At 64.3% G+C, this 12,186-nt stretch carries 4 protein-coding genes; 2 read left to right on the forward strand and 2 right to left on the reverse strand.

Annotation, left to right across the window (positions count from 1 at the left end; all coding sequences use genetic code 11):
• Nucleotides 1–339: 339 nt before the first annotated feature.
• Both ABD837_RS22690 and ABD837_RS22695 read left to right on the forward strand, forming a co-directional pair.
• Nucleotides 340–1,884, forward strand: coding sequence for a CapA family protein (locus ABD837_RS22690; RefSeq protein ID WP_345059176.1), 1,545 nt, complete (start codon nt 340–342; stop codon nt 1,882–1,884).
• Between the two features lie 25 nt (nt 1,885–1,909).
• Nucleotides 1,910–4,429 (forward strand): DUF3160 domain-containing protein, encoded by a 2,520-nt coding sequence (locus tag ABD837_RS22695; RefSeq protein ID WP_345059178.1) that lies wholly within the window; start codon nt 1,910–1,912, stop codon nt 4,427–4,429.
• Between the two features lie 196 nt (nt 4,430–4,625).
• On the opposite strand, the gene ABD837_RS22700 is transcribed toward ABD837_RS22695, so the two are convergent.
• Together ABD837_RS22700 and ABD837_RS22705 are read right to left on the reverse strand one after the other, a co-directional pair.
• Nucleotides 4,626–8,306 carry a reprolysin-like metallopeptidase gene (locus ABD837_RS22700; RefSeq protein WP_345059180.1) on the reverse strand — a complete coding sequence of 1,227 codons (3,681 nt, stop codon included), beginning with the start codon at nt 8,304–8,306 and terminating at the stop codon, nt 4,626–4,628.
• A 347-nt stretch (nt 8,307–8,653) separates the two neighbouring features.
• Nucleotides 8,654–12,172: a reprolysin-like metallopeptidase gene (locus ABD837_RS22705; protein WP_345059182.1), complete on the reverse strand. Its 3,519-nt coding sequence runs from the start codon at nt 12,170–12,172 to the stop codon at nt 8,654–8,656.
• Nucleotides 12,173–12,186 lie beyond the last annotated feature (14 nt).

The following is a 12,186-nucleotide window of genomic DNA, read 5'->3' on the forward strand; positions in this document are numbered from 1 at the left end:
AGTGTTTACTCGACTCATTCCGCAAATAACGAGCATAATGCAAACTAATTCATCCGACCTACTTACACAATCACAGTCAATATGATTGACGACGCACCACAGGTTGGCATCGGCATCTCCCATTAACTGATGTTGCGCACTTTGCTGCTGTAGCAAAATACTAGGTGGCAAAACACTGTTAGTTTGATTATCAAGAGTTTTTTGAGTTGCAAAGTGAAGTGCATCAAATCAGGAAATAACCCCAGTCGGCTCTCAGGCTTCACCAATAATTCGATGAGCAGCAATGGCAGCAAGCCCGACCTTTGCCTTCACCTACGGGTTCATGCTTGACGATTTTCAATGCCTTCGCGCTTCCCTCTGCTAGCAGGAATTCTTATCGGGGGAATACTGGGCGGCGGCTTTACTGCCTGCCAACCCAGCCCGCCCGCCGCGCTCCGGGTGAGCATCGTCGGCGATGTGCTGCTGGCCCGCAGCGTGCCGGCCGCCCTGGCCCGCGACAGCACCGCCCTGGCCCACGGCACCCGCCACTGGTGGGCCGGCAGCCGCTACGTTATTGGCAACCTCGAATGCCCGCTGACGACCCATGAGCAGCCGGCCGCCAAGCAGTTCGTGTTTCGGGCCGCGCCGCGCTGGGCGGGCTGGCTGCGCCGGCTGGGACTCACGCACGTTTCGCTGGCCAACAACCACACCTTCGACCAGCACCTGGCGGGCCTACGCGATACCGACCAGGCCGCCCGCGCCGCCCGCCTGGGCACGCTGGGCTATCAGGCTGATTCCGCCGTTGGCTGCCTGCCCCAATTGCTGGGCCCGGACAGCAGCGTGGCCGTGCTGGCCTATTCGACGTTTCAGACGGGTGGGGTGGGCGAGGCCTGCGTGTGCGGACGCGACTTTGCCCGGCTGTGCGAGCGGCTGGCCGCTTACAAAACCCTGTTTCCGCAGCGGGCGGTGCTGGTGTATCTGCACTGGGGCACTGAATACGCCGGCCAACCCACCGAGCTGCAACAGCAGCAGGCCCACACGCTCATCGACTGCGGCGCGGCGGCCGTGGTGGGCGCGCACCCGCACGTGGTGCAAACCGTGGCGTTTTACCGGGGCCGGCCCATACTTTACAGCCTGGGCAATTTCCTGTTCGACCAAAGCCGGGCGGCTACCGACCTGGCGCTGCAGGCCGATTTTGACCTGCGCGCCGGGCGCGTGGTGGCTACGTATCTGCGGCCCTTGCAGCTGGTGCGGGCCCTGCCGCGCCGGGCCGATGCGTACGCCCAGGCGGCGCTGGCGGCCCGCATCCGGCGCTATTCGCCCGGCATACGGCTGGGGCCGGCTGACGCGGCAGGTGGCTGGCAGCTTTTGCCCATGAGCCCGACAGCCGCCGATTCCTTGCCTGGCTTCCTCGCCCGTCGGGCTACCGTGACGGGCCCGGCCGGCGCGGCCACGGTCCGACTGCGCGCCTTGCCCCACGCCCGCCAAACCCAGATGTGGGCACCCACCGCCCACGGCGGTTACTCAACGGTGGATTTCCGGTTTCCCATTTACGCCTTCGGGGCGGGCGACGTGGACAACGACGGCTACGTCGACTTGCTCATCGGCCCCACCAAGCCCACCCGCTTCGACAGCGCCATGCACCGGCGACTTTTTGTGTACTCGCTCGATTCGGCCGGGCGCCTGCAGCCGCGCTGGCGCGGCTCGCGGCTGACGTACCGGCTGCTGTACTTCCGAACCGAACGGGGCGCGGAAGGGCATACATATGTTCGCACCCTGGAGCAGGCTCCCGATGGCCGTTACTGCATCGGGCGGTATCATTGGCAGGGCTTTGGGCTGGCGCTGGATGGCTTTTTGGCCCGGCGGCAGTCGTTGGATGCCGCTTACCAGTGCTTCGTTTTATGACTTTTTCCTTTCTCCCTGTTTTTGCATGAACCGCAAACTTTCACTTCCCCTCGTTGGCCTGGCCGTCCTGCTGCTGCTCGGCGCGGGCTATCTATTCTGGCGGCGCCACGCGGCAACTTCACCTGCGGCGGGCCCGGTAGCGCCCGCCGGTACCACTCTGCACGACAACGGATTTGGCGAGCAAGTGCCCGTGGTGCTCACCGACGACAAAACCGCGCTGGCCAAGGTGTACGCCCGGCCCTACATCAAAGAATATTTCGAGGTTCCTTCCGAGTATACCCCCGAAAACTTTGTGAAGCGCAAGCCGCTGCCCGCCTTCGACTATCACCAAAACCTGGCCGGCAAACCTTACCTCGAACTGGTGCTGCTGCGCAATACGCTGTACGCCCGCAATGGATACTGCTTCATGAATGCCACGCTGCGGCGCTACTTCGATGCAACCAACTGGTACAAGCCGGTGTGGAGCGCCGAAGCCGACACGGCCGGCAACCCGCTGCCGGCCGAAGTCATCCCCGTGCCGCTCAACCGGCAGGAAGTGGCTTTTGAACAGAAAATCAAGGGGCTCGAAGCCAAGCTGCTGCTCAACCGCGTGGCCAAACAGGGCGGCTACCCCATGATTAACCCGGACTTCGTGACCAACCAAGACGAATTTACCCTGCCGGCCGCCCTGCGCGCCGTGCTGGCCCGCAACAACTTTGCGCTGGTTCCCACCAAAGAGGAACAGCTTTTTTACCTCTACGACAAGGGCGAGTACGCCTTCACGCCGGCCTTCGTCACCACCGATTTATTTCTGCAGCTGCTGCACAAGTACCTGAACGGCATTCTGGAAGACGTGGAGGAAGTGCGGCTTCTGCCCGTGGTGACCACCATGCTGCGCCAGGGCAATGCCCAGGCCCGTACCCTGGCCCAGCAATGCCAGCAGCCCGAAGCCCGCGACGCGGCCGAGTGGGCCGCCGCTTACTACGCTGTGGGCCAAAGCCTGCTCACGGGGCAGTCGGGACCAGTGCCCCCGACCTATGCGGCCGATGCCGCATTGGAGATAACCAACGCCACCGAGGCCGATGCCAAAGGTTCGCTGCTGCTGAAAGATTCGCTGTACCAATACCAGGCGCTGAAGCCGCGCGGCATGTACACCCGCAACGATACCACAAAGCGCTATTTCCGCACGGTGAAGTGGCTGAACACGGCCCCGGTTTTTCTCGATACCGATGCCGGCTTGTTGCGCGCCGTGGCCCTGGCCAAAGCCCTGGCCGGCAATAAGGCCGCCACGCAGGGCTTCCAGAACTTTACGCACGTGCTCGACGTGCTGGTGGGCGATGAGGACAACCGCTCGCTCACCAACCTGCTGCAGCTGCTGGCCAGCCCCGGCTACGCCGGCAAAACCCTGGATGAGTTGGCGGCTCCGGCCGTGCTGGCCCGCCTGCGCCCCGCGCTGTTGGCCACCGGCGCCGACCGTGTCCGCGCCAAAGGCATCACGGCGCACGCCCAGGAGGCTCTCGACCGTCCTACCCTGCTCTTCACGGCCGGCCGCTACACGTTCGATGCGGAAATCCTTTCGCGCCTGACCGAGGTTCGAAATCAAAAGCGCACCTTCCCGAAAGGCCTCGACGTGTTTGCCACGTTCGGCACCCGCGCCGCCCAGGACGTGTTGCTCAACCACTACCACGAGGCCGCGCAGTGGCCCGCTTTTCCCGACACGCTTCGGCAGCTGCAAAAGCAGTTTGCAGCGGTGCCGGCCTGGGACCGCAACCTCTACACCAAAACCCTGCAAACCCTGCTGAGCCTGAACAAGCCCACGCCGCCGACCGCCGGCACGCCCCTTTTCGCCGCCACGCCGGCCTGGCAAAAGCGCAACCTGAGCACGGCCCTCGGCGGCTGGGCCGAGCTCAAGCACGACCTGCTGCTGTATACCGAGCAGCCCCAGGCCGCCGAGATGGGTGGCCCTGGCGAAGGTGGCCCGCCTCCGCCCGTTATTCTGGCTTACGTGGAGCCCAACCTGCCTTTCTGGGACGCAGCGCTGAGCCTGCTGGCTTTTCAGGACCAGTCCCTCACCCGCCTCAAGGCCAACACGCCTCACCTGAGCGGCTTGAACAAAGAGCTGCGCGAGCAAATTGAAACCATGCGCCGCATTGCCCAACAGGAGCTGCGCCACGAAAAAGTAAGCGAAGGTGATATGATAGGACTATCGCAAATCGGGGGTTGGGCCGAAAACCTGACGTTCAGCATTCTCAAAACCGACCGCCTGCCCGAGCGCGAGCGTCACCTGGGCGTAACGGCCGACGTGTACGCCTACAACGCCGACGTGCTGGAAGAGGCGGTGGGCGCTGCCGACGCCCTGTACACGGTGGTCGACATCAACGGCACCACGGTGGTAGCCGTGGGCCCGGTATTCAGCTACTACGAATTCCAGAGCCCCAGCCGCCTCACCGATGAGGAATGGCAGGCCAAGCTCAAAACTGCGCCGCCCGCCCGGCCCACCTGGCTGCGCGAGCTCATTGTGCCCGTACCAAAACTCAACACCAAAGAGCGGGAGCCTTCTCTTTAGGACGGTTCTCAGGCTAGTATCCGTGCCGGGTACGACCGCGCTACTCTATACACCGACCTGAAAACCGCGCCAGATGCTAGCCCTCTCTGAATGAAAGATACCTGCTGGTAATCGGTAGGGTTAGTATCAACAAAAAAGGCCCGCCAATTGGCGGGCCTTTTCCTATTCAGCCAGAAAATTCCCGGCAAACTCAGTTTTACTCCACCACCACGCGCTGCACGCGGGGCGCCTGGCCTTCGGCCTGCACCGTGAGCAGGTAAGTACCAGTGGCCAGGCCTGCCACGGAGAGGTCCGTGGTGCTGCCACTAAAAGTGCTGGTAGCCACCACCTGCCCCAGCATGCTGCGCAGGGTGGCGGTGGCGTTGGTTGCCGACTCAGCCAAGGCTACGTGCAGGGCACCTTTGCCCGCTACCGGGTTGGGCCACACGCTGAACTCGCCCGCGTTGGCTTGTGCGGCGGGCTTGGCTCCCGTGCAGGCAGCGGATATCGCGAATGCGCCTTTGGCGGTCTGGTAGCCGCTCACGAAGACGCGGTACACGGTGCCGGCCACCGAGTTGAACGTCACCGCCGAGGCCGTCGAACGGGCCGAGCAGCTCGTGTCGTCGTTACCCACAACGCAGGTATAGGAGCCGCAAGCGCCCGTGTACACGAAGAGCTTAGTGTCGAAACCAGTTGATGCGCTGCAAGTAGAGAGCGTGATGGCTGCGCCCGTGCCCGTGATGGTGTAGAACACGCCCCCGCCGTCGACGCTGGTTGTGCAGCTGCCCGTTGGGTCGCCCGTGGCAGTGGAGCCGACCGTGGTGCCCGACAAGGTCTGCCCGCAGCTCAGCGGCGTGGCGTTAGCACACAAATCGTTGGCCGGGCCCGTTGAGGGCGGTGTCGCGCAAGTAGCGGATATCGCGAACGTGCCCTTGGCGGTCTGGTAGCCGCTCACGAAGACGCGGTAAACAGTGCCAGCCACAGAAGTGAAGGTGACAGCCGAGGCCGTCGAGTTGGCCGAACAAGTCACATCATCGTTGCCTGCTACGCACGTGAACGCCCCGCAGGAACCCGTGTACACGAAGAGCTTGGTGTCGAAATTGGTCGACGCGCTGCAGGTAGACAAGGTGATGGCCGCGCCCGTGCCCGTGATGGTGTAGAACACGCCCCCGCCGTCGACGCTGGTCGTGCAGCTGCCCGTTGGGTCGCCCGTGGCCGTGGAACCAACCGTGGTACCCGACAAAGTCTGCCCGCAGCTCAGCGGCGTGGCGTTAGCACACAAATCGTTCGCCGGGCCCGTCGACACGACGAAGCTCGTGGCCGAGGTGCCCGTGCCGCTGGAATTAACCACGGCAATAGTTCCGGTGGTAGCCCCGGCCGGAACCGTAGCGGTAAGCTGGGTGCTGGAATTTGCGGTGAACGTGGGCGCGTTAGTCCCGTTGAAACTCACCTGCGTGACGGTCGACAGATTCGTACCCGTAATGACCACGCTGGTGCCTACCGGCCCCGAGGTGGGCGAGAAGCTGGTAATGGTGGGGCTTGCCGACGCAGTTGTTACCGTGAACGACGTGGCCGAAGTAGCAGTACCCGCTGGGGCCACTACGGTAACCGGGCCGGTGGTAGTGCCAGCAGCCACGGTGGCCGTCAGCTGCGTGGCCGAATTCACGGCGAAGCTGCTAGCCAGCGTCCCGTTGAAGCGCACCGCAGTAGCACCCGTGAAATTTGACCCCTGCACCGTTACGACGGTACCAACCGGCCCGCTCGCGGGCGTAAAGCCAGTAATAGTCGTCACCGCCGTCGACGATGGGCTGATGGTAAAATTGGTGTTCGAAATGTCGAAAAAATAGTTGTCGGCTGCTTCGACCATGATGCGGGCCTGGCTCTGCGTTGTCGCAGGGTTGGGCGCCGTCACGGTGACCGAACCCGTATTGGCAACGTTCGAGGCCAGCACGGTCGGATACGTCAGGCCGCCGTCGAGGCTGAGGCGAATATTGACCGTGGCGCAACTAACGGGCGCGGCGGTGGTGCCTGCCACATTCCAGGTCACGGTTTGGGCGCTGCCACCCGTCCAGCTTACGGCCGTGTTTGGGGCCGTCACCACGAAGGGACCAGCCGTGCTGCTCACGCTCAGGCTCACCGTCGTGCTGAAGTTGACTCCGCCGATAACGCCCGCCGAGCCGCTGTGCTGGTCGCGGGCCGTGCAGCGGAACTTCAAGGTGCGGGTTACGGTAGGCAGGCGCTCGCCGATGACCGTGGTATTGTTCACCAAGTTGCTCAGACGTGGGAAGTAGCGCGTGCCGCTGGCCGAGGGCACAAACGAGCGGAACAACGGCACGTTCTGATTGGCTACCTGCGGGTCGTTGGGGGCCTGTTGCGGGCCCAGGTCAAGCTCTTCCCAGAGGTAAGTCAGGGGGTCGCTTTCCGCGTCGGTGGCCGTGGCCGTGAGTTTGAAGGGCGTGCCGATGGGCAGGGTTTTGCCGCCGGCCGGGGCCGTTACCGTGGGGGCCGTGTTGCCGGTAGCGGTGCTGGTGCCGCAGGTGGTGCCTTCGATGAAGGCCCGCATCTCATCGTAGTTGCCAGTGTGGAAGATGGCATCGGAATTGGGCTGCAAGTCATTGGTCGAGGTGCAGATGCCGGCATAAGCCATAATGGTGCTGCCCGAGCCAGGCTCGAAGGCGGTGCTGGCGTTGCGGTTGCCGCCCGCGCAGCTGCCCGCATTGCCGTTGAAGGGGTGGTTGCCGCCAAACTGGTGGCCCATTTCGTGGGCTACGTAGTCGATGTCGAAGGCATCGCCCACGGGGTTGGATGAACCCGTGACGCCCTGCGCCTTGCGGGTGCTTGAACACACCACGCCCAGGCCGGCAATGCCGCCGCCGCCGGTGCTCACCACGTGGCCGATGTCGTAGTTGGCCGAGCCAATAATCCGGTCGATGTTGGACTGGTTCTGGCTTAGCAGGGCGCTGCCGTCGCTGTTGGAGTACGTTGGAGAGGGCTGCGTACCCGTGCCGCTCAAAAAGTTAATCAGGCTATTGTTGGCCACCATTACCAGACGCACGGCCAGCTCCTTTTCATACACGCCCACCACGCGGTTCACGGTGGCCACCTTGCCAGCCATCACGCCGGACGCGGTATTGCCTTTGGTCACGGCGTATTCGGGGGTGTTGGACAGCGCCAGGCGGTAGGTTTTCAGCTGCGGGCCACTCGAACGGGCCAGTACGCCACCATTAGTGCCGTTTTTTTGCGTTTGGGCGGCCAGGCGGGCCGCCGTTGCCTGGTTGTCGGCTACCGTGGGTTTAAAGCCGCAGGCCGGTGGGGTGCCCGCCAGCGTCCGGTTCATGTCGCGGCGGTAAAAAGCCAGGTAGTGCCGGGAATCGGTCTGGCTTACCGGGTCGATGTAGAAGCTGTTGCCGCCACCCGTGAGCACCTGGGCATGGAAGCCCTGCGGCGACAAATCGAGCCGTACCGAAGCAGCGGCATCGTCGAGGCCTACACCGGCGTAGGTTTTAATGTTGGGAAACTGTGCCGCCAGCGCGGGCTCCATCACCGGGGCTTCGCGCACGGCGAAGCGGGCGGTGCCCCCATCAGGCAGCGGCAGGGCCAGCACCAGCGGCGCGGCAGCGCGGGTTTCCAGCGGCGCGATAGCCAACGCAGCCCGCAGTCCCGCCACATCCAGCGTCAGGGCTTGCGAGTGCAACAAAGCTGCTGCCAGCCTCGAGGGAGCGGCAGCGCTTCGGGCCTGCCCATCCACTTGGAAAAACGTGGGAACCGTTTGCTGGGCCTGGGCCCCCGATGTTAGGCCCAAAGCCAGGAGCAGAGCGCCGGCCAAACGGCCGATGCCAAGCGATGTGGTAGTTGCCGCTTCCGTAGCAGATGGACAACTCAAGTAAGATTGTTTCATTGATGGGAAAGTTGTGTTTTCATTAAAAAGAGAGACCTGTAAATGTAAAATTAGAAATTAAACATGGGTTATTATGAATAAATTTAATATTGTCTTAAAACATTAGAAATATTAATTATTTACATGTCATAGTTCAAACACTGAAAAGTTGTTATTTCTGGCTTCTAAAGTTGTTGTTTCTGGCTTCTGAGGTATACAGCGGGCCCATGACGCAAAAAAGCTCCAGGCATAGCCCAGAGCTTTTTGCAATAACTATAGAACTGGTCACACAGCAGTAGCATGCATAGTAGTAAGGCATCAGTTTGAGTTGCCCATCAGGCTGCAGCACTACTCAGAACCGCCAGCCTTTACTCCACCACCACGCGCTGCACGCTCGGGGCCTGGCCGTCGGCCTGCACCGTGAGCAGGTAGATGCCGGCGGGCAGGTTACCCAGGCGCAGTTCGGCGGTGCTGCCGTTGAAGCTGCGGGTGCTCAGCACCTGCCCCAGCATGGTGCGCAGTGTGGCCTGGCCGGTGGTAGCGGCCGTAGCCAGCGACAAGTGCAGGGCGCTGGAGCCCGCCACCGGGTTAGGATACACGCTGAACGCGCTGGTGCCGACCGGGGTGCGGGCCGCTTTGGCCGCCTGGTCGGTGCGGGGCGCCGTGCCGCAGGTCACGCTCAGCCCGAAGGAACCAACGGCTCCGGCGTAGCCGCTCACGAAGATGAGGTAGGACGTGCCGGCCACCGAGGCAAAGGTTACTTCTGAGGCGGTGGTGCCGCACACGGGGCCGTCGTCGTTGCCGCCCACGCAGGCAAGGCCGCCGCAGGTGCCGGTGTACACAAACACCTTGCTGTCGTAGTTGGTAGCGGGGTGGCAGGTCGACAGCAGCGTGGTTTCGCCGGTGCCCACAAAGCGGTAGAATACGCCGCCGCCATCCACGCTTTCGATGCAGCTGGCGGTGGGGTCACCCACGGCGCCGGCCCCGACGGTGGTGCCGGTCAGGGTCTGGCCGCAGGCAATGGGCACGGCGTTCGCACACAGGTCGTTGGCCGGCGGCACCAGGAAGTCGGTGGGCGAAGTGCCCACGCCGGCAATGCCGGTTACCAGAATAGGACCGGAAGCCACGCCCACGGGGGCGGTGGCCGTAATCTGGGTACCCGAATTCACCGTGAAGCTGGCCGCAATGCCGCTGAACGTGACCTGCGAAGTACCAGCGAAGTTGTTGCCGGTAATGGTGACCACCGTGCCGGCCGGGCCGCGACCAGGCGTGAAGGCGGCAATTTCGGGAGCCTGAATGACCACGAAGCTGCCGGCCGACTGGGCGGTGCTAACGGGCGTGGTCACAGCCACGGGCCCCGTGGTGGCGCCCACCGGCACAATAGCCGTAATTTGAGTGGCCGAGTTCAGCGTGAAGGCGGCCGCGATGCCATCAAATGTAACGCGCGAAGCGCCAGTGAAGCCCGTGCCGCGAATGACGACCGAAGCGCCCTCCGGGCCGGTGGCCGGGGCGAAGCTGCTGACCACGGGCGCAGTACCCACTACAAACGCGGTGGCCGAAGTAGCGGTGCTGCCGCCGGCCGTCACGGTAATGGGGCCGGTGCTGGTGCCGTTGGCCACGGTGGCCGTGAGCTGCGTGGCCGACACTATGGTGAAGCGCGAAGCCGCCCGGCCATTGAATTTCACGGCCGTGGTCAGGCCCAAGTTCGAGCCGAGGATGGTAACCACCGTGCCAACCGGCCCACCCGTGGGCGAGAAGCTGCTGATAGTGGGCGAAGCCACAGCTGGAACCACCGTAAAGTCGACGTTCGAGATATCGAAAAAGTAGTTGTCGGCGGCTTCTACCAGCACGCGGGCATGGCTATTGGCGGTCGCAAGGCGGGGCACCAGCACCACGGCGCTGCCATCGTTGGGCTCGTCGGTGGCCAGCACCGTGGGGTAGGTCAGGCCGCCATCGAGGCTGAGGCGGAGGTTGACGCGGGCGCAGCTAACGGGGGCAGCAGTCGTATTGGCCACGTTCCAGGCCACAGCCTGAGCCGAGCCACCCACCCAGGTCACGGCCGTGTTGGGGGCCGTGAGCACGAAGGGGCCGGCCGAACGGGTTACGCCCAGCTCCACTGGGGCCGTGTAGGCCACGCTGCCCACCACGCCCGAGGGGCCGTTGTGCGCCGTGCGGGCCGTGCAGCGGAATTTCAGGGTGCGGCTCACCGTGGGCAGGCGCTCGCCAAATACGGTGGTGTTGTTCACCAGGTCGCCGAGGCGGGGGAAGTAGCGGGTGCGGTCGGCCGAGGGCTCGAAGCTGCGGAACAGCGGCACCGTGCGGCCGGCCACCTGGGCGTCGGCGGGGGCATCGGCCGGGCCGAGGTCCACTTCTTCCCAGAGGTAAGTGGCGGCGGGGTCGTTGTTGTCGCCCTGGGCCCGCAGGCGGAAAGGGGTGCCCACGGGCAGAGTTTTGCCACTGGCCGGGCCGCTCACCAAGGGCGCGGTGTTGCCAGTGGCGGTGGCCACGGCACAGGTGCCGCTCTCGATAAAGGCCCGCATCTCCTCGTAGTTGCCGGTATGAAAGAAGGGGTCGGAGTGCGGCTGCAGGTCGTTGGCCGAGGTGCAGATGCCGGCGTAGGCCATAATGGTGCTGCCCGAGCCCGGCTCGAAGGCCGTGCCGGGGTTGCGGTTGCCGCCGCCGCAGGAGCCCGCCTCCCCATTGAAGGTGTGGTTGCCGGCAAACTGGTGGCCCATCTCGTGGGCCACGTAGTCGATGTCGAAGGCATCGCCCACGGGGTTGGACGAGCCGGTCACGCCCTGGGCTTTCAGGGCATCGTTGCACACCACGCCCAAACCGGCCACGCCGCCGCCGCCGGTGCTCAGCACGTGGCCAATGTCGTATTGGCTGCGGCCGATGAGCTGGTCGATGTTGGCTTGGTTCTCGGCCAGCATCGCGCCACCATCGAAGTTGTCGTAGGGCGTGGGCGGCTGGGGGCCGGTACCGCTCAGGAACAGCAGACGGTCGTTGTGGACTACCAGCACCAGGCGCACGGCCAGCTCGCGCTCGTACACGCCCACCACACGGTTCACGGTGGCCACCTCACCGGCCAGCACGCCGGCGGCGGTGTTGCCCTTGGTCAGGGCGTATTCGGGGGTGTTGGCCAGGGCCAGGCGGTAGGTGCGCAAGGGCAGCTGGGTTGGCTTGGCGGCCGTGGCAGCGGCATTTTTGGCAGCGGCAGCGCGGCGCTGGGCCGTGGCTTGCTTGTCGGCCAGCGAGGGCTTGAAGCCGCAGCTGAAATTGGCAGCGCCGGCAGCGGCGCGGTTCATGTCGCGGCGGTAGAAGCTCAGGCAGCGGCGGGCATCAGTGGCCGTGGCCGGGTCGATGTAGAAGCTGTTGCCGCCGCCCGTGAGCACTTGGGCATGAAAGCCCTGCGGCGACAGGTCGAGGCGCACGGTGGCGGCGGCATCGTCGAGGCCCACGCCGGCGTAGGTTTTAATCTGGGGGAATTTCGCGGCCAGCGCGGGCTCCATCACCGGGGCTTCGCGCAGGGCAAAGCGGGCCGTGCCCCCATCGGGCAATGGCAGGGCCAGCACCAGCGGCGCGGCAGCCGGCTGGGTTTCGGTCGGGGCCGTGGCCAGGGCGGCACGCAGGCCGTTCACATCAAGGCTCAGGGCTTGGGCGTGGCGCAGGGCGGGCGTCAGGCGCGACTGTGCGGCGGCCGACTTGGCGGCGGCATCAGCGGTGAAGAAGTTGGGAGCTGGCCGCTGCTGGGCTCGGGCTGCCGGAGCGAAGCCCAGCCCAACGAATAGCAGCACGCCGAGCTGCTTGAGACGCCAGCCCGAAAGGGCGGCGCAAACAACCGCCGCCTCCGAATGAGCCGGCAAATCACAGGAAAGTTGTTTCATAGAAAAAATTAGAT

The organism is Hymenobacter glaciei, from assembly GCF_039539585.1.
Classification (GTDB): Bacteria; Bacteroidota; Bacteroidia; order Cytophagales; family Hymenobacteraceae; genus Hymenobacter; species Hymenobacter glaciei.

Excerpts from the sequence above, each read along its gene's own strand:
- ABD837_RS22695 (WP_345059178.1), top strand. The coding sequence starts at position 1,910 with ATGAACCGCAAACTTTCACTTCCCCTCGTTGGCCTGGCCGTCCTGCTG.
- ABD837_RS22705 (WP_345059182.1), bottom strand. The coding sequence starts at position 12,172 with ATGAAACAACTTTCCTGTGATTTGCCGGCTCATTCGGAGGCGGCGGTT.
- ABD837_RS22690 (WP_345059176.1), top strand. The coding sequence starts at position 340 with ATGCCTTCGCGCTTCCCTCTGCTAGCAGGAATTCTTATCGGGGGAATA.
- ABD837_RS22700 (WP_345059180.1), bottom strand. The coding sequence starts at position 8,306 with ATGAAACAATCTTACTTGAGTTGTCCATCTGCTACGGAAGCGGCAACT.